The sequence below is a fragment of the Variovorax sp. V93 genome (genome assembly GCF_041154485.1).
GTDB classification, from domain to species: Bacteria; Pseudomonadota; Gammaproteobacteria; order Burkholderiales; family Burkholderiaceae_C; genus Variovorax; species Variovorax beijingensis_A.
In genome coordinates, this window is record NZ_AP028669.1 from 3,170,868 (window position 1) to 3,192,158 (window position 21,291).

Annotated in this window: 20 protein-coding genes and 1 riboswitch; of the genes, 13 read left to right on the forward strand and 7 right to left on the reverse strand. The window is 67.2% G+C overall.

Features of this window, described 5'->3' with window-relative positions; genetic code table 11:
• Positions 1-534 precede the first annotated feature (534 nt).
• From ACAM54_RS15100 to nrdR, 3 genes are all read left to right on the forward strand, one after another.
• Positions 535-1,398, forward strand: coding sequence for a transglycosylase SLT domain-containing protein (locus ACAM54_RS15100; RefSeq protein WP_369648084.1), 864 nt, complete (start codon positions 535-537; stop codon positions 1,396-1,398).
• Positions 1,399-1,415: 17 nt separating this feature from the next.
• Positions 1,416-1,542, forward strand: a riboswitch (ZMP/ZTP riboswitch).
• A gap of 41 nt (positions 1,543-1,583) precedes the next feature.
• Complete coding sequence (glyA, locus tag ACAM54_RS15105; protein ID WP_369648085.1) at positions 1,584-2,828, forward strand: serine hydroxymethyltransferase; 1,245 nt, start codon at positions 1,584-1,586, stop codon at positions 2,826-2,828.
• A gap of 19 nt (positions 2,829-2,847) precedes the next feature.
• A complete protein-coding gene (gene nrdR / locus ACAM54_RS15110; RefSeq protein ID WP_012748200.1) occupies positions 2,848-3,291 on the forward strand; it encodes a transcriptional regulator NrdR in 444 nt (147 codons plus the stop codon).
• A gap of 12 nt (positions 3,292-3,303) precedes the next feature.
• Here the strand turns inward: nrdR and ACAM54_RS15115 are convergent, their stop codons facing one another.
• The 6 genes from ACAM54_RS15115 to ACAM54_RS15140 are packed head-to-tail and all read right to left on the reverse strand — an operon-like array spanning position 3,304 to position 9,641.
• Positions 3,304-3,768, reverse strand: coding sequence for a type IV pilin protein (locus ACAM54_RS15115; protein ID WP_369648086.1), 465 nt, complete (start codon positions 3,766-3,768; stop codon positions 3,304-3,306).
• A gap of 6 nt (positions 3,769-3,774) precedes the next feature.
• On the reverse strand, positions 3,775-7,143 hold the full coding sequence (locus tag ACAM54_RS15120; protein ID WP_369648087.1) for a pilus assembly protein: 3,369 nt from the start codon (positions 7,141-7,143) through the stop codon (positions 3,775-3,777).
• 20 nt (positions 7,144-7,163) lie between these two features.
• Positions 7,164-7,850 (reverse strand): PilX N-terminal domain-containing pilus assembly protein, encoded by a 687-nt coding sequence (locus ACAM54_RS15125; RefSeq protein WP_192323246.1) that lies wholly within the window; start codon positions 7,848-7,850, stop codon positions 7,164-7,166.
• Entirely contained in the window at positions 7,847-8,650 is an 804-nt protein-coding gene (locus tag ACAM54_RS15130; protein WP_369648088.1) for a PilW family protein, read from the reverse strand. Before ACAM54_RS15130 ends, ACAM54_RS15125 begins: the two co-directional genes overlap by 4 nt.
• The gene (gene pilV, locus ACAM54_RS15135; RefSeq protein ID WP_369651878.1) at positions 8,647-9,138 is read right to left on the reverse strand and encodes a type IV pilus modification protein PilV; all 492 of its coding nucleotides are present in this window, start codon (positions 9,136-9,138) and stop codon (positions 8,647-8,649) included. Before pilV ends, ACAM54_RS15130 begins: the two co-directional genes overlap by 4 nt.
• Positions 9,139-9,191: 53 nt before the next feature.
• A complete protein-coding gene (locus tag ACAM54_RS15140) occupies positions 9,192-9,641 on the reverse strand; it encodes a GspH/FimT family pseudopilin (protein WP_369648090.1) in 450 nt (149 codons plus the stop codon).
• Positions 9,642-9,916: 275 nt separating this feature from the next.
• Here ACAM54_RS15140 and ribD point away from each other — a divergent pair, with 275 nt between their 5' ends.
• Genes ribD through tolA form a run of 10 tightly spaced genes read left to right on the forward strand, consistent with a single transcriptional unit; the run spans position 9,917 to position 17,684 of the window.
• Positions 9,917-11,044, forward strand: a complete 1,128-nt coding sequence (gene ribD / locus ACAM54_RS15145; RefSeq protein ID WP_369648091.1) for a bifunctional diaminohydroxyphosphoribosylaminopyrimidine deaminase/5-amino-6-(5-phosphoribosylamino)uracil reductase RibD — start codon at positions 9,917-9,919, stop codon at positions 11,042-11,044.
• 55 nt (positions 11,045-11,099) lie between these two features.
• Positions 11,100-11,765: a riboflavin synthase gene (locus tag ACAM54_RS15150; RefSeq protein ID WP_369648092.1), complete on the forward strand. Its 666-nt coding sequence runs from the start codon at positions 11,100-11,102 to the stop codon at positions 11,763-11,765.
• Complete coding sequence (gene ribBA / locus ACAM54_RS15155; RefSeq protein WP_369648093.1) at positions 11,762-12,916, forward strand: bifunctional 3,4-dihydroxy-2-butanone-4-phosphate synthase/GTP cyclohydrolase II; 1,155 nt, start codon at positions 11,762-11,764, stop codon at positions 12,914-12,916. The genes ACAM54_RS15150 and ribBA overlap by 4 nt, the downstream gene beginning before the upstream one ends.
• A 5-nt stretch (positions 12,917-12,921) precedes the next feature.
• On the forward strand, positions 12,922-13,392 hold the full coding sequence (gene ribH / locus ACAM54_RS15160) for a 6,7-dimethyl-8-ribityllumazine synthase (protein ID WP_369648094.1): 471 nt from the start codon (positions 12,922-12,924) through the stop codon (positions 13,390-13,392).
• Positions 13,389-13,934 (forward strand): transcription antitermination factor NusB, encoded by a 546-nt coding sequence (gene nusB / locus ACAM54_RS15165; RefSeq protein ID WP_145744978.1) that lies wholly within the window; start codon positions 13,389-13,391, stop codon positions 13,932-13,934. The genes ribH and nusB overlap by 4 nt, the downstream gene beginning before the upstream one ends.
• Entirely contained in the window at positions 13,931-15,127 is a 1,197-nt protein-coding gene (locus ACAM54_RS15170) for a pyridoxal phosphate-dependent aminotransferase (RefSeq protein WP_369648095.1), read from the forward strand. Before nusB ends, ACAM54_RS15170 begins: the two co-directional genes overlap by 4 nt.
• A complete protein-coding gene (locus tag ACAM54_RS15175) occupies positions 15,124-15,582 on the forward strand; it encodes a YbgC/FadM family acyl-CoA thioesterase (RefSeq protein WP_145744974.1) in 459 nt (152 codons plus the stop codon). Before ACAM54_RS15170 ends, ACAM54_RS15175 begins: the two co-directional genes overlap by 4 nt.
• The gene (tolQ, locus tag ACAM54_RS15180) at positions 15,579-16,301 is read left to right on the forward strand and encodes a protein TolQ (protein ID WP_012748214.1); all 723 of its coding nucleotides are present in this window, start codon (positions 15,579-15,581) and stop codon (positions 16,299-16,301) included. Before ACAM54_RS15175 ends, tolQ begins: the two co-directional genes overlap by 4 nt.
• A 15-nt stretch (positions 16,302-16,316) precedes the next feature.
• Positions 16,317-16,754, forward strand: coding sequence for a biopolymer transporter ExbD (locus ACAM54_RS15185; RefSeq protein WP_012748215.1), 438 nt, complete (start codon positions 16,317-16,319; stop codon positions 16,752-16,754).
• 3 nt (positions 16,755-16,757) lie between these two features.
• A complete protein-coding gene (gene tolA / locus ACAM54_RS15190) occupies positions 16,758-17,684 on the forward strand; it encodes a cell envelope integrity protein TolA (RefSeq protein WP_018904627.1) in 927 nt (308 codons plus the stop codon).
• A gap of 51 nt (positions 17,685-17,735) precedes the next feature.
• Here tolA and dnaE read toward each other — a convergent pair whose 3' ends face one another.
• Entirely contained in the window at positions 17,736-21,254 is a 3,519-nt protein-coding gene (gene dnaE / locus ACAM54_RS15195) for a DNA polymerase III subunit alpha (RefSeq protein ID WP_369648096.1), read from the reverse strand.
• Between the last annotated feature and the right edge of the window lie 37 nt (positions 21,255-21,291).

The following is a 21,291-nucleotide window of genomic DNA, read 5'->3' on the forward strand; positions in this document are numbered from 1 at the left end:
AGCCCGGCAATTCGACGAAATGTCTCATTACCGGGCTTGATGGCGGGCACAAAACCCATGCCATCGTTTCGCGCGACCGGAAGTCAATGGTTCCTGCCGTGCTGGCAGCAAGAGATTGCCGCCATGGATCCTCCATCGTTCCGACCCTTGACTTGCACCTCGGGCCGTAGGATTTCGGAAAACCGCCTGAGAACTCAGGCGTGTTCAGATTAGGCGCCGCACCCTTGCATTGCAATGCCGTCTTTCAAGGGTTTTCCCTTAGATTTTGTTTAAATGTGTAATCACATAAGGGAATAGGCTCTTATACTTGACCGGGTATTTAGCCGCGCTAGAATCCCGCCTGCCCCTGGCTGCCCCAGACCCAGCAGGGGCCACCTGAATCCGCTGCCGAGTTCCCCCGGCTTGATCAGGCCACCGCGCTCCTACCCTACACCTCCATGCGCGGAGCCTGATTCGTACCAATCCAAGCGCCGCTGCCTTCATCCATCGCCTCACCGGCGCTGCGACCCAGGTGCCGCACAGAAAGGAAGAGCGATGAACAAGGCGTTTGATGCCACGGCCCGCGGGCTGAGGACCTTTGTGTCCGACGTGGCAGACGGCTTTTTTGAAATCACCCACAACGGGTTTGCACTGGTCGGCCTGGCCATCGTGTTCGCGGCCCTCGCCCTGGTCGCGCGGCCCGATCTGCGCAAGACCGGCGAGGAACAGCTCATGGGCTGGCTGCAGTCGCGCAAGCCCGCGCCTGAAGCCACCGACCTGGAGCCGACCGCCATCGTGCGCACCACGGCCGCGAGCCCCGGCGACCTGCCCAAGCAGCAGGCCGCCGTGGCCTATTGGCTCAGCAAGAAGTACCGCGTGGCGGCCGAACCGCTGAGCGTGCTGGTTGCAGAGGCCTACCACCTCGGCAAGCGCACCAAGCTCGACCCGACGCTGATCCTGGCCATCATGGCCGTCGAATCGAGCTTCAACCCCTTTGCCCAGAGCCAGGTGGGCGCCCAGGGCCTGATGCAGGTAATGACGCGCGTGCACGGCGACAAGTACGAAAGCGCGGGCGGCACGCTCACCGCCTTCGACCCCGTGACCAACATGCGCGTCGGCGTGAAGGTGCTGCAGGAATGCATCGCCCGCGCCGGATCGCTCGAAGGCGGCCTGCGCTACTACGTGGGCGCCGCCAACCTCGAGGACGACGGGGGCTACGCAGGCAAGGTCATGGCCGAGCACGAACGGCTGGTGCAGGTGGCCAACGGCCGCAATCCGCCAACGATGGCAACGCCCGCGGCGCCGGTCGTGCGGGCGCAGGCCCAGCCGATCCCGGTTGCCGTGCCGCCCAAGCCGCAACAGGCGGCCGAGCCGGCCGCGGACCCGCAGAAAGTGGCCCTGCTGTCGGGCGTTTCCTGAGCCCCTGCGCTACACTCCACCCCGTACGCGACTGGCGATAGGCGCAGCACCCCGCAAGGTGCCCTGCGCTGACGTGGAATACCACTGGGAAGCGTGCCGCCTGGCATCCATTCAGGCGTTCAGCCGTTCGCCTGGGCAGCCCTTGTTTGGTTGAAGAACAAGGACCTCGTCTTCAAAGGACTGCCATGTACCACCGCAACATCCTGGTCGAACAGACCGATCCTGAAATCTGGGCTGCCATCCAGGCCGAAAACGCGCGCCAGGAACACCACATCGAGCTGATCGCGAGTGAGAACTACGCCTCGCCGGCCGTCATGGCCGCCCAGGGCTCGCAGCTCACCAACAAGTACGCCGAAGGCTACCCGGGCAAGCGCTACTACGGCGGCTGCGAGCACGTCGACGTGGCCGAGCAACTGGCCATCGACCGCATCAAGCAGATCTTCGGCGCCGACGCCGCCAACGTGCAGCCGCACTGCGGCGCCTCGGCCAACGAGGCCGTCATGCTGGCCTTCCTGAAGCCCGGCGACACCATCATGGGCATGAGCCTGGCCGAAGGCGGCCACCTGACGCACGGCATGCCGCTGAACATGAGCGGCAAGTGGTTCAACGTGGTGAGCTACGGCCTGGACGCCAACGAGGCCATCGACTACGACGCGATGGAGCGCAAGGCGCACGAGCACATGCCCAAGCTGATCATCGCGGGCGCCTCGGCCTACTCGCTGCGCATCGACTTCGAGCGCTTCGCCAAGGTGGCCAAGGACGTGGGCGCGATCTTCATGGTCGACATCGCCCACTACGCCGGCCTGGTGGCCGCGGGCGTGTACCCCAACCCGGTGCCGCACGCCGACGTGGTCACCTCCACCACCCACAAGAGCCTGCGCGGCCCGCGCGGCGGCATCATCCTGATGAAGTCGCAGCATGAGAAAGCCATCAACAGCGCGATCTTCCCGGGCCTGCAGGGCGGCCCGCTGATGCACGTGATCGCCGCCAAGGCCGTGGCGTTCAAGGAAGCCATGTCGCCCGAGTTCAAGGCCTACCAGCAGCAGGTGGTCAAGAACGCCCAGATCGTGGCCGACACGCTCACCAAGCGCGGCCTGCGCATCGTGAGCGGGCGCACCGAAAGCCACGTGATGCTGGTCGACCTGCGCGCCAAGGGCATCACCGGCAAGGAAGCCGAAGCCGTGCTGGGCAGCGCCCACATGACGATCAACAAGAACGCGATCCCCAACGACCCTGAAAAGCCGATGGTCACCAGCGGCGTGCGCATCGGCACCCCCGCCATGACCACGCGCGGCTTCAAGGACGAAGAGGCGCGCATCACCGCGAACCTGATCGCCGACGTGCTCGAGAACCCGCGCGACGCCGCCAACATCGACGCGGTCCGCGCCAAGGTGCACGCGCTGACGAGCCGGTTCCCGGTCTACCGCTGATCCCGCAAGAAGTGGCCGCATGAAATGCCCTTTTTGCGGTCATCTCGAAACGCAGGTCGTCGAGACCCGCGTTTCGGAAGACGCCGACTTCGTGCGCAGGCGCCGCCAGTGCAGCGCCTGCGACAAGCGCTTCACCACCTATGAGCGGCCCGACGTCAACTTTCCGGTGGTCGTCAAGAAGGACGGCAGCCGCGCCGACTTCGAATCGGGCAAGGTCCGCGCCTCGATGATGCTGGCGCTGCGCAAGCGGCCGGTCAGCATCGAGCAGATCGACAACGCCCTGCTGCGCATCGAGCAGAAGCTCCTGGCCAGCGGCCTGCGCGAAATCGATTCGACCAAGGTGGGCGAACTCGTGATGCGTGAGCTCAAGAAGCTCGACAAGGTGGCCTACGTGCGCTTTGCCTCGGTGTACCGCAGCTTCGAGGACGTGGACGAGTTCCGGCAGCTGCTGCGGGACATCTGAAGAGCCGCGCGCTCAGCGGTTCCAGCAGGCCTGCACCAACGCATTCGAAGCGCTGGTCTGGCCGGCCGCCAGCTTGACGCCCTGCTGGTTCACCGTGAGCGTTCCGCACTCGTCGGCTTTCGATGCGCCCTGAGGCACGGCTTGCAGCGTGTAGGTGGTTGCCGTTCTTGCGGCGTAGCCGATGGCGTAGTTCGCCGTGCCGGACGATGGCGCCTGCTGCAGCCCGGCCGGCAGCGGGACGGTCGCAGGTGGATATTGCCCGCTGGCCGTCAGGTAGCGCTCGGTCCATTGGGCCGCCTGCAGCAGTTGCTGCTTGGCATCGGCCCGCTTGGCCCGCTGCACATAGCGCGTGTAGCTCGGATAGGCAATCGCGGCCAGGATGGCAATCACCGCCGCCACGATCATGAGTTCGACCAGCGTGAAGCCGCGCGGGCGAATCCGCTCCTTGCGGGCCTGCATTTCAGGATATATGTTCATGCGGCCTCAATTCCACGAGATCAGGTTGCGCCAGCCGAAGCGGCGCACGGCTTGCGGCAGCTCGGTCTCGTTGCAGCCGCCGGCCGCATTGCAGATCACGTGCTTGCCTTTTTCCGCGGCGTTCTGCGGCCGAAAGACGATGTCGTCCCGGCCCGAGTGGTTGCGGAAGCCGAGATAGCCGCCCAGCGCGCTGGTGGACCCGTTGTAGGCGATGCCGTCGGGGACGACGCCGCTGAAGAAGTCGATCACCATCGACCAGCCGTCGTCGCTGGTGCCCGGCGCGCAGTCGAGCGAATTGCTCGCCGAGCCGGGAATGGTGGACGAGAACAGGCCCGCGCTGCCGCTCAGCGCGTCGCCCGGGTAGACGATGCGCTCGCCGGCGGTTCCCAGTTCCAGGTACCAGCCGCGCTTGCCGCCTGAGCCGCTGTAGCTCACGCCGTGGCTCGACGCGGTGCGGAATTCCACGTCGCCTTCCTTCACCGTGCCGGCGCCGATGGTCTGCGCCACCAGGTCGGCCAGCACCGCGGTGCCCGTGCTGCCGTTGGCGCGGTCCCAGACGCCGTACAGGTACTGCCTGGCGCTGCTGCTTTCGTCGCCGGCGGCAAACAGCCGGCCGGTGCCGAACATCACCATGTAGCCGCCGCGCGGATGGTCGGCGACCAGCGGCGCGGCCGTGATCGGCTGCGTGGCGCCGGCGGCGAACAGCGGCGTGCCGTCCAGGCTCGATGCTGCAGTGCCGGAGCCCAAGGTAGCCTTCCAGTCGCTGCTCTTGCCGCTGCTCAGGTCGAACTTCCAGAGGTTGCCGAGCAGGTCGCCGGCATAGACGTAGTCGACCTTGCCGTCGCCGTTGCTGTCCACCACCTGCGGCGCCGAGAGCCCGTTGCCGGTGCCGGTGGCCTGCGTGGCGGGCGCGGGGATCTTCAGCACGGACTTGTCGCCGTCGAGGTATTGGATCCACAGCATCGCCTTCTCGCTCGTGCTGTTGTAGCCGTTGCCCAGGATCACGGCCCGGCGGCCGTTGTTGAGCGGCGCCACCTGCAGCGCGCGCCTGGAAAAGGAATCGAGCACGGGTTGCTGGAACTGGTGGCCGAGGTCGTCGTCGGCGAGCGCAGTCGTGTCGATCACGGCCACGTCGGCGGCATGGGTCTCGCCGATGTTCTCGGGCTTGGTGACGTCGAGCACGAAGTAGCCCTTGCCGCCCGCCCCCAGCGTGCCCACGAGGAAGGACTTCCACAGCTTCGCCTTCTCGGTGTCGGTGGCCATGGCGTCGGCGGCCGAACCCATGTAGATGTCGGCCACGAAGGGGCTGCCGTCGACGTAGTACCTGTGCGAGTAGGTGCTCTCGCTGAGCTTCTTGAGCTGGGGCGCCGCCGCCGTGCCAAAGACGCCTTCGGGCACATAGGCGAACGCCTCCTGGCCAGTGCCGGCGTTGAACGCGTGCAGCATGCCGTCGTTGGCGCCGACATAGACCATCGGCTTGCGGTCGATGGTCGAGGCGAACGCGGCGTAGCCGTCATGGGTGAAGCCGCTGCTGGGCTTGCCCGTGTACCAGACGCTGGAGCCCACGATGTCGCCCAGCACGTGGCCGCGCCTGCGCAGGCCGAGGCCGGTGCCCTCGTTGCTGCGGTCGCCGCGAAGAAAGTCGAGCACGCCCTGCCCGAGGGCGGTGCTTGCCGTGTCGGTGCCGGTGCCGCCCTTGAGCGCCGCCTTCTGCGCGTCGCTCAGGTTGGCCCATCGGAACGGCACGCCGGCACCGGCGGCCGCGGCGCTGGTGGGCGTTGCCGCGGCGGTGCCCGAGAAGCTCAGCACCTTGCGATCGCTGTCGTGCGCGCCGGCCTTTGCCATGCGCGCATCGAGCAGTTCGCGCGCCGACCACGCGGGCGTGGCGGCCAGCTTGCCGTTGCTGCCGAACGGCGTGGCCGTCAGCTTGCCCGACCAGTCGGCCGTGTCGTAGCCGGCCTGGTAGGCCGAGGTAGCGCTCGATATCCTGCTGCCGCTGGCCGAGATCGAGGTCAGCGGGGTGCTGGTGTTGAACAGGATCTGCGAGAGGATCGATCGGAAGGCATCGCCGAGGGCCTGCGCGTTCGCGGCCGGTGTGAAGGTGCCCCGGCTGTTGAGCGCGGCGTGCCAGAGGTCCATGCGCACGGCGGAGGCATTGTCGGCGAGCTCGTGGTAGTAGCCATAGGCGCCGCTTGCGGAATACCATCCTCCGTTCGCCGCCAAGGTGCTCGCCAGCGGATCCTTCCAGGCGATCGAGCCATCGGCCAAGCGCGCATAGTCCCCGCTGTAGGTCGGCTGCGGCGCATTCGCCGAGATGGCCGGCGTGCCCGTCCACGACGAGGCAGCGCCAAAGCCGATGGTGTAGGTGCTCAGGTGCTGCCAGGTGGCGGGATCGTTCTTGGGATTCCAGTACTCGGGAACCGTCGCCGTTCCCACGGTCACGTCGCCGGGCTCTGCAACGACCTTCTTGAGGTTGTTCGACACGGCGGGTTGCAGGTCGCTGGCCCAGTAGTGAAATGCCATGTCGGCCAGCGTCGGGCGGTATTCCGCCGTCGGCCACCAGCCGGAGCCGTCGTTCTTCCAGCTGAGGCTGCTGTTGACCGCCCCTGCATCGTCCTTGAAGGGTGCACGCGGCACGTAGGCCGTGGCATCGGGCAAGGCGCGGCTCGCTCCGTCCGCATTGCCGATGGCAGGCATGCCGAGTGCCGCGGGGTCGGGGTTGAATCCAAACAGGTTGTAGTCGCCGTCGGTCATGAAGATGTGGAAAGACTTGCGGCAGCTCGACTGGGTCGCGCCTTCCACCCCCGGGTCATCCGAATAGGGATTGAACTGGCCCATCGTCTTCATGTATTCGCCGGCGCGGGTCATCATGGCGTGCAAGGGTGTTCCGCCGGCCGCGGCCAGGGCATCGACCCAGCTCATGAAGTTGGCGCGATGCGTGTCATCGAGCGAACGCATCAGGTTCGCATTGGCCCGGCCATTGACGAGGCAACTGCCGGCTTGGTAGGCGCCCGCGGCGGTGTCGCCGAAGAAGCCGACGCAGCTGCCAACCTTGTTGTTGTTCATCGCCTGCCAGGAAAGGCGGATCCGGTCGTTGGGAATGTTGGCCGCCGAGAAGTTGTCCCTGAGCGCGGTCTTCAGCGCTTCCAGCCGCGTGGGTGTTCCGGCTGGCGGTGCCGAGCTTCCATCCGACGCCCGCGACGACCACGCCATGCTGCCCGAGTTGTCGACCGACACGATCACGTTCGGCGCGGGCTCCTTGACCGCCGTGTTGCGCGGCGCCTGGGCCAGCGGATATTGCGCAGCGTGCCCGGCGGCCTGCGCCAGCACCAGGCTGCACAGCACGGCGCTCCTCGAAAACCTGTGGATGCTCATCTCGATTTTTCTTGCCATGCTCAATTCACTTTCCTGACCGCGGCCGGGTCGAAGGACATCTGCAACAGGACCCGCGTGCCGCCGCCCGTGCCGGCCGTGCGCGCGCCGGTGGAGAGCGCAGTGATCCGGTACAGCGGCTCGTCACTCCGGGGACGGTCGATCACCTCGATCCAGTACCTGGCGCTGGCCAGGGCCGGATTGCCAGCCGTCGGCGCGCCCGTGAATCGACCATAGGCGGCGTACTGGTCCACGTACGCGGCACGGGTCCAGAACCGGTAGGCCTCGCTGCCCGAAGCAGCGCCCACGGAGTCCGTCCCGGCGAAGTAGCAGATGCCACGCTCGCAGCTGTTGGCGCCCTTTCCCACGTAGGCGGTGACCCAGCCGGTATCCCGATCGGGAAAGACGCGGCTGTCCGCGGCCTTGCGGCAAGGCGAGTCCACGAGCGCAGAACACGCCACGTAGGTCTGCGTCGCAGCATCGAAGGCCAGTTGCCGGATGTCGCGCTCGGCATCCAGCAGCGCGGCTTCGGCGGCTTCGAAGGCGCGCTGGTAGTCGCGCTGGTTGCCCGCCATCGATTCGAGCAGTTGGGCCGTCCGCGCACCGCCCACCGCGAGCAGCGCCGAGAGCAGCAGCATGATGAGCACGATGAACAGCGAGAACCCGCGCTGCTGCGCCGCGCATCTGCCGGGGACCTGAATGTGTTTCATAGGTTCCGCAGTGCGAACACCGCCGTGTAGACGCGGCGCAGCCTGCCGTCGCTGCTGGTCCGCGACGAGCCATCGCAATCGACGTAGCTGCCGCCCGGGTTGCTCCTGGAAGTACCCGCAAGCTGCAGGCACACGCGCACCGTTCGAACCTGATCGAAGCTCGCGACGTTCGCGGCCGTCACGTAGCGCACCACCCGCTCGGCTCCGGCATCGCCGATGCCGTACATGACGTCGAAGCGTTCGACGCCGTCGATGATCGGCTTTGGCGTGGTATTGCCACTGCCCATGCACCGCAAGGTGCCGTTGACCACGTAGAACTCGCTGGTGATCAGGCGCACGTTCGCGGGATCCGCGGGATTGCCGGGGGTGTACGCTGCGCCCGCCGAACTCTTGGCCACCTGGCCGAGGCAGTCGTGGAAGAAATCCGGGTTCGGCGCATAGCCGACCTTCAGCGTGTCGTTCACCGAACCGGCGGCCGCCTCCTGCCCCTTGATCGCGAAGAAGGCCGGCTCGCTCCCGAGCTTGGTGTCCGCATTGACGTCGAAGTAGTACAGCGGCCCGGTGGCATCGATCGGAAAGTAGCCGGCCTGCCGGATCTGCTGCCCGAGCAGCCTGAATGCCAGCGCCGACGACTGGTGCAGCGCATTGACGTCATCACCCATCATGGCGGTGCTGCGCGTGCCGAGCATGCTGGCCATCGCAGCCAGCACCACCAGCATGCCGATGATCAGCGCGACGAGGATCTCGACCAGCGTGAAGCCGGCCTGGCGCAGGCGGTGAGAGAAGGCTTTGTTGTTCATGGCTGTGGCACCGCGACGATGGCTTCCAGGCAGGCCTTGCCGGTCGGGCAGCTCCAGGCCGAATCCGGTGCGATCGGGTTGACTGCAGCAGGCTCTTCCCAGGCGATGTGCACGAACAGCAGGCCGCCGGCGGCCTTGCTGCTCTGCACGTCGGCCACGCCGCCCGGCAATGCACTCGCCACCCGCTGCTTCCAGGTCCACAGATCGTGGGCCGCCAGCTGAGCGGCGGTGCAACTGGCCTTGGCCCCTGCGCACGCGGGGGTGGGCGCGGTGGCGTTCGCCGCCGTCCAGCCGGCCACATAGGGGCTGGCGGACGCGGCGCCGCTCACGGGATTCGCACGGATGCGATCGACCATGTCGCCGGCCAACTGCGCAGCGATGTTCTGGTTGCTCGCGCCCACGCTGTCGGAGAGCACACGCAACTGGAGGCCGGCCAGCGCGAGCAGGCCGAACGAGAGCACGAGGATGGCCACCAGGGCCTCGATCATCGAGAAGCCCGCCTGACCCCTGCGCAGCTTGCGTGGCTCGCGAATCAGGGCGCTCAGCACACGCTGCCACCCTTCACCACTCGGGTACGCCAGCCCAGCGACAGGCATACGGCAACATCGTTGGATGAACTGGCGCTCCCCGCCGGGTGGAAGCTGATGCGGGCGACGCTCGAAAAATGGCCCATGGGATCGAAGGCCATGGGCCCGATGGCGCTTTTCTCGACCGCAACGCGCGTGTCGGGGTCTTGCCGCTGGAGGATTTCGAACCCGTCGCCGCTGCCGACCACTGTTTCCCAGCCGCAGCTCCAGTCTGCGCCGCTGCACTCCGCGCGCTGCCGGATGGTCACGGCCTGCCCGCGCCGAGCCGCCTCTGCGCGCGCGTGGCTCACGCTCGCCATCAGGGCCGAAGCCATGCCCTCGACGCGGTACTTTTCGACCAGGCTGTTGAAGCTGGGCAGCGCCAGTGCCAGCAGGATGGCCATCAGTACGATGACGACCATCATTTCGACCAGCGTGAAGCCGCGTGGCGTTCCGGGTCGGCGGAAATGCGTCCTCGCAGACGCGCAGAATCTGTTTTTCATGCCGCACCGTCCGCCGCCTCGCCGAAGTGGCGGGAGCGGCGGACGTTTTTCTCCCTGACTGCAATTTTTCAAAATTCTATTTGGCGAATCCCTATTGACCAGCTGTTGAACGACGAGCGGTCGAAATAAATGGATCAATGGATCACCGGCTTCAATTGTTTTTAAATTGATTTCCAAATAGATTTGGTTTAATAAAAATGACAAATGCAAATGAAATTCTGAATTTCATGGCCCAAGCCTTGGACCTCGCGCGCCAGGCCGGGCCGGAGACCGACCCCAATCCCCGCGTCGGTTGCGTACTCGTGGACGCCAACGGCACCGTGATCGGCCAAGGGCACACCCAGCAGGTCGGCGGCCCGCATGCCGAGGTGATGGCGCTGCGCGATGCCGCGGCGCGGGGCCTTTCGGTTGCCGGTGCCACCGCCTTCGTCACGCTCGAGCCCTGCGCGCACCACGGCCGCACCGGGCCCTGCTGCGAGGCGCTGGCCGCGGCCGGCATCGGCCGGGTCGTGGCATCGATCGCCGACCCCAACCCGCTGGTGGCCGGCCAGGGCTTCGAGCGGCTGCGCGCCGCGGGTATTGCGGTCGAGGTGGGGCCGGGCGCGGAGGAAGCACGCGAACTCAACATCGGCTTTTTCAGCCGCATGGTCCGCAAGACGCCCTGGGTGCGGCTCAAGACCGCGGCCTCGCTGGACGGCAAGACCGGCCTGCGCAACGGCGTGAGCCAATGGATCACCTCGGAACCGGCGCGCGCCGACGGCCACGCGTGGCGGGCCCGGGCCAGCGCGGTGCTGACCGGCGTAGGCACGGTGCTGGAGGACGATCCCCGGCTCGACGTGCGGCTGGTGCAAACCAGCCGCCAGCCGCACGTGGTGGTGGTCGACAGCCAATTGCAGACGCCGCCCGGCGCGCAGATCTTCATGGCCGGCCGCCCCGTCTGGATCTACGCCGCGGTACAGGACAGCGCCAAGGCTGCCGCGCTGCAAGCGCGCGGCGCCACCATCACCTGCCTGCCCAATGCGCAGGGCAAGGTCGATCTGACCGCGATGCTGCGGGATCTGGCCAAGCGCGAGGTCAACGAACTCCACGTCGAGTCCGGCCACAAGCTCAACGGCTCGCTGCTGCGCGAGGGCCTGGTCGACGAGCTGCTGGTGTACCTGGCGCCCAAGCTCATCGGCGACGGCCTGGACATGGCCTCCGGCATCCACACCGGCGGGCCGCTGGCCGACCTGGCCGGCGCCCTGCCGCTGGAATTCAGGACCATCGAGCGGATCGGGCCGGACCTGCGGATCGTGGCCCGGGTCGCGGGAAGGGACGCTTTCTAGCGGGCGAATGCAGGCGCCCGCCGGGCGGACCCAGGATGTCTGCGAAAATGCGCGGATGTTCACCGGAATCATCACCGGCGTGGGGCGCATCGCCGCCATCCACGACCTCGGCCCCTCCTCCTCCTACGGCAAAAGACTCGGCATTGCGGTGCCCGACGGCTATCTCGACGACGTCGGGCTCGGCGACAGCATTGCGCTCAATGGCGCGTGCATGACCGTGACCACGCTCGACCCCGCGCGGCAGCAGTTCACCATCGACATCTCGGCCGAATCGCTCGACAAGACCGCGGGGCTGACCGAGGAAGGCGCCCGCATCAACCTCGAGAAGGCGCTGCGCGCCAGCGACCGGCTGGGCGGCCACATCGTTTCCGGCCACGTGGACGGCATCGGCACGGTCAGCCACTTCGCGCCGGTCGGCGAAAGCTGGGAGCTGCGCGTGGTGGCGCCGCCCGCGCTGGCGCGCTTCCTGGCCTACAAGGGCTCGATCACGGTCAATGGCGTGAGCCTGACCGTCAACAGCGTGAGCGACATCGAAGACGGCGCCGAGATCAGCATCAACCTGATCCCGCACACCGTCGAGAACACTTCGCTGGGCAGCCTCCAGGCCGGCTCGAAGGTCAATCTAGAAATCGATACCGTGGCGCGCTACGTGGAGCGCATGCTCCAGGCCGGCGTTCTGGTGCCGCCCTCTTCCACATACTCCAAGGACACCGCCGAATGAACGCTTCCGTCACGCCCATCGGCGCTCCCCGCGGCACGCGGGCGCCCGCGCCGATTTCTTCCGTCGAGGAGATCGTGGCCGAGCTCGCCGCCGGCTGCATGGTGATCCTGGTCGACGAGGAAGACCGCGAGAACGAAGGCGACATCGTCATTGCGGCCGATCACATCACGCCCGAGGCCATCAATTTCATGGCGCGCCATGCGCGCGGGCTGATCTGCCTCACGCTCTCGCGCGAGATGTGCGAGCGGCTGCAGCTGCCGCCCATGGTGTCGCGCAACGGCGCCAAGCATTCGACCGCCTTCACCGTCTCCATCGAGGCGGCCGAAGGCGTGACCACCGGCATCTCGGCCGCCGACCGCGCGCGCACCGTGCAGGCGGCCGTGGCGCGCAACGCCGTGGCCAGCGACCTGGTGCAGCCCGGCCACATCTTTCCGCTGCAGGCGGTGGACGGCGGCGTGCTGATGCGCGCCGGCCATACCGAAGCCGGCTGCGACCTGGCCGCAATGGCCGGCTGCTCGCCCGCCTCGGTGATCTGCGAGGTAATGAACGAAGACGGCACCATGGCGCGCCTGCCCGACCTGCAGATCTTCGCGGCCGAGCATGGCCTGAAGATCGGCACCATTGCCGCGCTCATCGAGCACCGCAGCCGCACCGAATCGCTGGTCGAAAAAGTCGGCTGCCGCGAGATCCAGACTGCTTGGGGCACTTTCACCGCCCATGCCTTCACCGACAAGCCGAGCCGTGGCGTGCACCTGGCGCTGGTGCGCGGCAAGTGGGCGCCGGAAGACACGGTGTCGGTGCGCGTGCACGAGCCGCTGTCGGTGCTCGACGCGCTCGAGATCAACCGCTCGCTGCACTCGTGGAGCCTGGACGCCAGCCTCGCGCACATCGCGAACGAAGGCAAGGGCGTGGCCGTGCTGCTCAATTGCGGCGAAACGGCCGGCGAACTGCTCGCGCAATTCGACGGCACCGCACGGCCCGCGCAAGCGCCCGAGCGCGGCCGCATGGACCTGCGCAGCTACGGCATCGGCGCGCAGATCCTGCGCGAATGCGGCGTGCACAAGATGAACCTGCTCGGCACGCCCCGCCGCATGCCGAGCATGGCCGCAGGCTACGGCCTCGAAATTGCCGGCTACCTCACGAAAGACTGACCACCATGCAAGGTGCAAACAAGGGCGCTGACAACAACACGCCGCTCGACGGAAAAGGCCTGCGCATCGGCATCGTGCAGGCGCGCTTCAACGCCGACATCACCGACGCGCTCGCCGCCGCCTGCCTGGCCGAGCTCGAGAGGCTGGGCGTGGCCGCTGACGACATCCATCACGTGCAGGTTCCGGGCGCGCTCGAAGTGCCGGTGGCCCTGCAGGCCATGGCCGTGCGCGGCGGCTACCACGCGCTGGTGGCGCTGGGCTGCATCATCCGCGGCGAGACCTACCACTTCGAATTGGTGGCCAACGAATCGGGCGCGAGCGTGAGCCGCGTGGCGCTCGACCATCGCCTTCCCATCGCCAACGCGATCCTCACGACCGAAAACCTCGAGCAAGCCGTCGCCAGGCAGACCGACAAGGGCCGCGATGCGGCCCAGGTGGCTGTCGAGATGGCGCGGCTGCTGGCCTCCCTCACATGACCGAAGACAACAACAAGGCAGCCGGCGCCAAGCCGCGCCCGGCGCGGCAAGTGCGCACCGGCCTCACCAGCACCGGCGCGCGCAAGGCCTCGGCCAAGTCGAACCGCAGCCGCGCGCGCGAGTTCGCGCTGCAAGCGCTCTACCAGCACCTGGTGGGCCGCAACGACCCGACCGAGATCGACCACTTCACGCGCGACCTCGCGGGCTTCCACAAGGCCGACGCCGCGCACTACGACGCGCTGCTGCACGGTTCGATCGAGGGCGCCGAGCAGCTCGACGCACTGATCCGCCCGCTGCTGGACCGCAAGTTCGAGGAGATCTCGCCCATCGAGCATGCCGTGATGTGGATCGGCGTGTACGAGTTCCAGCACTGCCTGGACGTGCCATGGCGCGTGGTGCTCAACGAGTGCATCGAGCTTGCCAAGGAATTCGGCGGCACCGACGGCCACAAGTACGTGAACGCCGTGCTGAACGGCCTGGCGCCGCAGCTGCGCCCGCTCGAAGTGGAAGCCGACCGGGCTTCGGGGAAAGCGAAGGCATGAGGATCTCGGCGCGCGCACAGCGCATCGAACCCTTCTACGTGATGGAGGTGGCCAAGGCCGCCGGCGTGCTCGCACGCGAGGTGGCCCACACCGACCGGCCGATGATCTTCCTGAACATCGGCGAGCCCGACTTCACGGCCCCGCCGCTGGTGCAGGAAGCCGCCGCCCGCGCCGTGCGCGCCGGCGCCACGCAGTACACCCAGGCCACCGGCCTCGAGTTGCTGCGCGAACGCATCAGCGGCTGGTATGCGCAGCGCTTCGGCGTCGACGTGCCGGCGCGCCGCATCGTGGTGACCGCGGGGGCCTCGGCCGCATTGCAGCTGGCCTGCCTGGCGCTGATCGAGTCCGGCGACGAGATCCTGCTGCCCGACCCCAGCTATCCCTGCAACCGCCACTTCGTGAGCGCCGCGGATGGCAAGGCCGTGCTGATACCCACCACCGCCGAAGAGCGCTTCCAGCTCACGGCCGCCAAGGTCGAGGCCGCATGGACCGACAAGACGCGCGGCGTGCTGCTGGCCTCGCCCTCCAACCCCACCGGCACCTCGATCGCGCCCGATGAACTGCGCCGCATCCACGAGGTGGTGTCGCGGCGCGGCGGCATCACGCTGATCGACGAGATCTATCTTGGGCTTTCGTACGACGACGCGTTTGGCCAGACGGCACTCGCCATCGACGACAACGTGATCAGCATCAACAGCTTCAGCAAGTACTTCAACATGACCGGCTGGCGCCTGGGCTGGCTGGTGGTGCCCGAGGCGCTGGTGCCGGTGGTCGAGCGGCTGGCGCAAAACCTCTTCATCTGCGCGAGCACGGTGTCGCAGTACGCGGCGCTGGCCTGCTTCGAGGCCGAGAGCATTGCCGAATACGAGCGCCGCCGTGCCGAGTTCAAGGCGCGCCGCGACTGGTTCATTCCGCAGTTGAATGCGCTGGGCCTGAACGTGCCGGTGGTGCCCGATGGCGCCTTCTACGCCTGGGCCGATTGCACCGCCGTCGCCCAGAAACTGGGCATCTCGGGCAGCTGGGACTTCGCCTTCGAAACCATGAAGCGCGCCCACGTCGCCGTGACGCCGGGCCGCGATTTCGGCACCGCCGAGACGGCCAGGTTCGTGCGCTTCTCCACCGCCAGCTCGATGGCGCACCTGCAGGAATCGGTCGAGCGCCTGCGCGCCTTGATCGCGAACCCCGCCCGATGAGCTACGCGTTTCCGATCCGCGTCTACTGGGAAGACACCGACGCCGGCGGCATCGTGTTCTACGCCAACTACCTCAAGTTCATGGAACGCGGCCGCACCGAGTGGCTGCGTTCGCTGGGCGTGGAGCAGCGAAAGCTGCGCGAGGAAACCGGCGGCCAGTTCGTGGTGAGCGAAACGCAGCTCAAATACCATCGCCCCTCGCGGCTCGACGACGAACTGCTGGTTACAGCCGATCTCCGACAACTGGGCACGGCGTCGTTGATAATCGGTCAACGCGTGCTATCAAAAACAGAGCAGGAACGAATGGGGGCCGCGGCGCCCGTTCTGCTGTGCGAAGGCACGATCCGCATCGGCTGGGTGGATGCCTCCACACTGCGTCCTGCGCGGATACCAGCCCAAGTTGCGGGAACCCTCGAGCGCTGCGGCGGCTCCATGACTCAACCTTTCAAGCCATGAACCAAGACCTCTCCATCATCAATCTCCTGCTCCATGCGAGCTTCGTGGTGCAACTGGTCGTGCTGCTGCTCGTGATCGTCTCGATCGCCAGCTGGGCCGCGATCATCCGCAAGTACTTCGCGCTGCGCCGCATGCGCGCGCTCAACGACGACTTCGAGCGCGAGTTCTGGTCGGGCACCAGCCTGAACGAGCTGTTCGCCTCGGCCGCGCAGAACGCCAAGTTCGCGGGGCCCATGGAGCGCATCTTCGCCTCGGGCATGCGCGAATACCAGAAGCTGCGCGAACGCCACGTGAGCGACGCCCCCACGCTGCTGGACGGCGCCCGCCGCGCGATGCGTGCGAGCTTCCAGCGCGAGCTCGACGCGGCCGAGCAGAACCTGTCGTTCCTGGCCACCGTGGGCTCGGTGTCGCCGTACGTCGGCCTGTTCGGCACGGTCTGGGGGATCATGCATGCCTTCACCGGCCTGGCCGCGCTCGCGCAGGTGACGCTGGCCACCGTGGCGCCCGGCATTGCCGAAGCGCTGGTGGCCACCGCCATCGGCCTGTTCGCCGCCATTCCGGCGGTGGTGGGCTACAACCGCTTCGCGCGCGAGATCGACAAGATCGCGATTGCCCTCGAGACCTATATCGAGGAGTTCTCCAACATCCTGCAGCGCAACCTCTCGGCCAATCCGGCCGCGGTGGCGTCGGCAACTTCGGCGGCTCCGGCCAACCGCTGAGCGGAGGTCCAGCGCATGCCCGCCGTTTCATCCCGGGGCCGAGGCCGCCGCACGATCAACGAGATCAACATGGTCCCGTTCATCGACGTGATGCTGGTGCTCCTGATCATCTTCATGGTCACAGCGCCGCTCATCACGCCGAGCGTGATCAACCTGCCTTCGGTCGACCGCGCCAACAAGCAGCCCGACAAGCCGATCGAGATCGTCATCAAGAGCGACGACGAAGCGCAGATCAAGAAGGACCCGTCCACCGGCAGCGGCGGCACGTCCGTTCCCATGACCCAGATCGGCTCCGCGGCCAAGACCGCCCAGGGCGGCGACGACCAGCGCCCCGTGGTCATCAGCGCCGACAAGTCCGTCAAGTACGAAACCGTCGTGAAGGCGATGAACCAGCTCAAGCGCAGCGGCATCGAGCGCGTGGGCCTGTCCGTCACCACCACGGGCGGCAAATAAGGCATGTCGCTCGCACTGGATCGCCCCGAGTTCGCACCACCGCCGCAGCGCGGCACGCCGCGCGCGGTGCTGCTCGCGCTGGTTGCGCATGCGCTGCTGATTGCCGCGCTGACGTGGGGCGTGCGCTGGCGCAGCGATGCCGACGAAGGCGCCGTCGATGCGGAGCTGTGGTCGTCCACGGTGCAGCAGGCCGCGCCGCGGCTGTCGGCGCCGCAGGCACCCACGCCGGCTCCCGCGCCGCCGCCGCCTGCTCCGCCGCCACCGCCGCCGCCTCAGGTGAAGGCCCCCGAGCCCGCACCGGCGCCGCGTGCGCCGGACATCGCGCTCGAGCGCGAGAAAAAGCTCAAGGAAGAAAAGGAACAGAAGGAGCGCGAGCTCGAGCGCCAGCAACAGCAGCGCAAGAAAGAGCTCGAGGCCAAGCAGCGCGCCGAAGACGAAGCCGAACGCAAGAAGGCGCAGCAGCAAAAGCTCGCCGAACAGCAGAAGAAGCAGCAGCAGGAAGCCGAGGCCAAGCAGGCTGAAGCGAAGAAGCAGCAGGAAGCCGCAGCCAAGCAGGCCGCGGCCGACCGCGCCGCAACGCTCAAGCGCATGCAGGGCCTTGCGGGCGCGAGCGGCAGCGACGATTCCAAGGGCACGGCCATGCGCTCGTCAGGACCGTCGAGCGGCTACGCGGGACGCATCGCGGCCGCCGTGCGCCCGAACATCACCTTCCCCGATGCCGAGACGGTCAACGGCAATCCGGCGGCCGAGTTCGAAGTGAACCTGGCACCGGACGGCACCATCGTCGGCGTCAAGCTGACCAAGTCGAGCGGACTGCCCAGCTGGGACGAAGCCGCCGAGCGCGGCCTGCACAAGACCGACAAGCTGCCGCGCGACACCGACGGGCGCATCTTCCCGTCGCTGATCGTTTCGCTGCGGCCCAAGCGATAGCAGGGCCCGCCAGGCGCTACACGCGCCCGGCCGCCTTGCCGCTCATCCTTCTCATTCGTAGACGACCGAGGCCTTGCCGGCCTCCGCCTGCGCGGTCCAACTCGCCAGCGCGGCGTCGGTCGGGAAGAACCTGGCGCGCTCGCCGAGCTGCAGCTCGACCTGCGCGCCGCCGCGCGCCATCGACAGGCGCACCGGCAGCCCCTGCACGAGGTCGCCGTGCTCGCTCTGCTCGGTGCGCGGCGGAAAGTCCTTCACGAGGCGCGCGATGTCGGGCGCCTTGCCATTGACCGCCACCCGCAGGAATTTTCCGAAGCGGCAGCGCGCGGTGGCCAGGTCCCACACCTGCTGCACCTGGAAGCGGGCCTCGAAGCCGCCGCGGCCCGGCTGGAGCCGGCCGCTCACGATCACCAGCTCGTCGTCCTTCAGGGTGTTGCGGTTCGCATTGATCAGCGCCTCGTCGGCGGTGGCGTCGATGGCGTCGGACTTGTCGTCGAGCTTGAAGATCGCCAGCCGGCCGCGCTGGCCGTTGATCACGCGGAAATCGCTCACGATGCCCGCGATCACCTGCTGTTCGCGCGTGTCCATCAGGTCGCCGATCTCGCGCTTGCAGAAGCGCCGCACCTCGTGCGCCACCTCGTCGAACAGGTGGCCCGAAAGATAGAAGCCGACGGCCGTCTTCTCGAAGGTGAGCCGCTCCTTCACGCCCCAGGGCGTGGCGTCGACCAGCTCGGGCTCCTGCGTGGCCGAGCCGTGCTCGCTGTCGCCGAAGATGTCGACCTGCGCGGCATTGGCCTCGGTGGCGGCCGCGAACTCGAAGGCGCGGTCGACCGAGGCAATGAGCGAGGCGCGGTTCTGCTGGATCGAATCGAAGGCACCAGCCTTGATGAGCGCTTCGACCGTGCGCTTGTTGATGCGCTGGCGGTCGATGCGCACGCAGAAGTCGAACAGGCTCTTGAACGGGCCGCCCTCCTCCCGTGCGCGCACCACGGCCTCGACCGCGAGCTGGCCCGTGCCCTTGACGGCGCCCAGGCCGTAGCGGATCACCTTGTCGGTGACCGGTTCGAAACGGTAGTTGCCGCGGTTCACGTCCGGCGGCTCGAAGGTGATGCCGAAATTCTTCTGCGCGTCCTCGAACAGCACCTTGAGCTTGTCGGTGTCGTCCATTTCCACGGTCATGTTGGCGCAGAAGAACTCGGCCGTGTAGTGGACCTTGAGCCAGCCCGTGTGGTACGCCAGCAGCGAGTAGGCGGCGGCGTGCGACTTGTTGAAGCCGTAGCCCGCGAACTTCTCCATCAAGTCGAAGATCTCGTCGGCCTTGTCCTGGGGAATGCCGTGCGTCTTGAGTGCGCCCGCGCGGAATTTCTCGCGGTGCTCGGCCATTTCCTCGAGCTTTTTCTTGCCCATGGCGCGGCGCAGCAGGTCGGCGCCGCCGAGCGAGTAGCCGCCCAGGATCTGCGCGGTCTGCATCACCTGCTCCTGGTAGACCATGATCCCGTAGGTCTCGGAGAGCATCTCGGCCACGGCCGGGTGCGGATACTCCACCTCTTCGCGGCCATGCTTGCGCGCCACGAAGCTCGGGATCAGGTCCATCGGGCCCGGACGGTACAGCGCGTTGAGCGCGATCAGGTCCTCCAGGCGCGTCGGCCGCGCATCCTTCAGCATGCCCTGCATGCCGCGGCTTTCAAACTGGAACACCGCTTCCGTCTTGCCTTCGGAGAACAGCTTGTAGGTCTCGCGGTCGTCGAGCTTGATGTTCTCGTACGCGAAGTTCTCCTGGCCCTTGTGGCGCTTGACGATGAACTCTTTCGCAATCTCGAGGATGGTGAGCGTGGCCAGGCCCAGGAAGTCGAACTTCACGAGGCCGATGGCCTCCACGTCGTCCTTGTCGTACTGGCTCACGGCCGAGTCGCTGCCGGGCTGCTGGTAGAGCGGGCAGAAGTCGGTGAGCTTGCCGGGCGCAATCAGCACGCCGCCCGCGTGCATGCCGATGTTGCGGGTCATGCCTTCGAGCTTCTGCGCGAGCTCGACCAGCATGCGCACTTCTTCTTCCTTCTCGATGCGCGCCGCGAGCTGCGGCTCCATCTCGATGGCGTAGTTGTTCTTGTCGCCTTCCACCTTGGGGTTGGGCGGATATTGAATGGTGACGGGCTGGCCGGGCTTGTTGGGAATGAGCTTGCTGATGCCGTCGCAGAACATGTAGCTCATGTCGAGCACACGGCCCACGTCGCGGATGGCGGCGCGCGCGGCCATGGTTCCGAAGGTGGCGATCTGGCTCACGGCATCGCGGCCGTACTTGTCCTTGACGTAGTCGATCACGCGGTCGCGGTTGCCCTGGCAGAAGTCGATGTCGAAGTCGGGCATCGAGACGCGCTCGGGGTTCAAGAAGCGTTCGAACAGCAGCTTGTATTCGAGCGGATCGAGGTCGGTGATCTTCAGCGCGTAGGCCACCAGCGAGCCCGCGCCCGAGCCCCGGCCCGGGCCCACCGGGCAGCCGTTGTTCTTGGCCCACTTGATGAAGTCGCCCACGATCAGGAAGTAGCCCGGGAAGCCCATGTTCAGGATCGTGTTGATCTCGAACTCCAGGCGCTCCACATAGCGCGGCCGCTCGGCATCGCGCTTGGCGACGTCGGGGTAGAGGTGCGCCAGGCGTTCTTCCAGGCCCACGAACGACTCCTGGCGGAAGAACTCGTCGATCGGCATGCGCACGCCTTCGCTGATGAAGGGCGTCGGAAAGTCGGGCAGCTGCGGCTTGCCGAGCACCAGCGTGAGGTTGCAGCGCTTGGCGATCTCGACCGTGTTGGCCAGCGCGCTCGGCACGTCGGCAAAGAGCGCCTCCATTTCGGCGCTCGACTTGAAGTACTGCTCCTCGGTGAACTTGCGCACGCGGCGGGGGTTGCCCAGGATTTCGCCCTCCGAGATGCAGACGCGCGCCTCGTGCGCCTCATAGTCCTGGCGTTCGGCAAACTGCACCGGATGCGTCGCGACCACCGGCAGGCGCAGCCGGGCCGCGAGCTTCACGGCGGCGATCACGTGCGGCTCGTCCTCGGGGCGGCCCGCGCGCTGCAGTTCGATGTAGAAACGGTGCGGGAACATCCCCGCCAGCTGCAGCGCCAGCTCGGCGGCGCGTTCTTCCTGCTCCTGCAGCAGCGGCGCACCCAGCGGGCCGGCCTGCGCGCCCGACAGCGCGATCAGCCCGCCCTGCAGCTCCTGGAGCCATTCGAGCTTGCAGGCCGCCTGCGACTGGCCGCGGCCCACGTTCTGCGTCCAGGCGCGCGCCAGCAGCTCGGACAGGTGCAGGTAGCCTTCCATGTTCTGCACCAGCAGCACGATGCGGGTGAGCACCCCGGGCTCCTTGCCCAGCCCCTCGATGAAGATTTCAGCGCCGATGACGGGCTTGACGCCCTTGCCGCGCCCCTGCTTGTAGAACTTGACCGCCCCGAACAGGTTGTTCAGGTCGGTGATGGCCAGTGCGGGCTGCTTGTCGGCAGCGGCGGCCTTGACGACTTCGTCGATGCGGTTGGTGCCGTCGACGACGGAAAACTCGGTGTGCAGGCGCAGGTGAACAAACATCCTTCCATTGTAGAAAGCCGCACTCCACGATGTGGGG

Coding starts and splice junctions, on each gene's coding strand:
- ACAM54_RS15100 (WP_369648084.1), top strand. CDS start 535: ATGAACAAGGCGTTTGATGCCACGGCCCGCGGGCTGAGGACCTTTGTG.
- glyA (WP_369648085.1), top strand. CDS start 1,584: ATGTACCACCGCAACATCCTGGTCGAACAGACCGATCCTGAAATCTGG.
- nrdR (WP_012748200.1), top strand. CDS start 2,848: ATGAAATGCCCTTTTTGCGGTCATCTCGAAACGCAGGTCGTCGAGACC.
- ACAM54_RS15115 (WP_369648086.1), bottom strand. CDS start 3,768: ATGAACATATATCCTGAAATGCAGGCCCGCAAGGAGCGGATTCGCCCG.
- ACAM54_RS15120 (WP_369648087.1), bottom strand. CDS start 7,143: ATGAGCATCCACAGGTTTTCGAGGAGCGCCGTGCTGTGCAGCCTGGTG.
- ACAM54_RS15125 (WP_192323246.1), bottom strand. CDS start 7,850: ATGAAACACATTCAGGTCCCCGGCAGATGCGCGGCGCAGCAGCGCGGG.
- ACAM54_RS15130 (WP_369648088.1), bottom strand. CDS start 8,650: ATGAACAACAAAGCCTTCTCTCACCGCCTGCGCCAGGCCGGCTTCACG.
- pilV (WP_369651878.1), bottom strand. CDS start 9,138: ATGATCGAGGCCCTGGTGGCCATCCTCGTGCTCTCGTTCGGCCTGCTC.
- ACAM54_RS15140 (WP_369648090.1), bottom strand. CDS start 9,641: ATGATGGTCGTCATCGTACTGATGGCCATCCTGCTGGCACTGGCGCTG.
- ribD (WP_369648091.1), top strand. CDS start 9,917: ATGACAAATGCAAATGAAATTCTGAATTTCATGGCCCAAGCCTTGGAC.
- ACAM54_RS15150 (WP_369648092.1), top strand. CDS start 11,100: ATGTTCACCGGAATCATCACCGGCGTGGGGCGCATCGCCGCCATCCAC.
- ribBA (WP_369648093.1), top strand. CDS start 11,762: ATGAACGCTTCCGTCACGCCCATCGGCGCTCCCCGCGGCACGCGGGCG.
- ribH (WP_369648094.1), top strand. CDS start 12,922: ATGCAAGGTGCAAACAAGGGCGCTGACAACAACACGCCGCTCGACGGA.
- nusB (WP_145744978.1), top strand. CDS start 13,389: ATGACCGAAGACAACAACAAGGCAGCCGGCGCCAAGCCGCGCCCGGCG.
- ACAM54_RS15170 (WP_369648095.1), top strand. CDS start 13,931: ATGAGGATCTCGGCGCGCGCACAGCGCATCGAACCCTTCTACGTGATG.
- ACAM54_RS15175 (WP_145744974.1), top strand. CDS start 15,124: ATGAGCTACGCGTTTCCGATCCGCGTCTACTGGGAAGACACCGACGCC.
- tolQ (WP_012748214.1), top strand. CDS start 15,579: ATGAACCAAGACCTCTCCATCATCAATCTCCTGCTCCATGCGAGCTTC.
- ACAM54_RS15185 (WP_012748215.1), top strand. CDS start 16,317: ATGCCCGCCGTTTCATCCCGGGGCCGAGGCCGCCGCACGATCAACGAG.
- tolA (WP_018904627.1), top strand. CDS start 16,758: ATGTCGCTCGCACTGGATCGCCCCGAGTTCGCACCACCGCCGCAGCGC.
- dnaE (WP_369648096.1), bottom strand. CDS start 21,254: ATGTTTGTTCACCTGCGCCTGCACACCGAGTTTTCCGTCGTCGACGGC.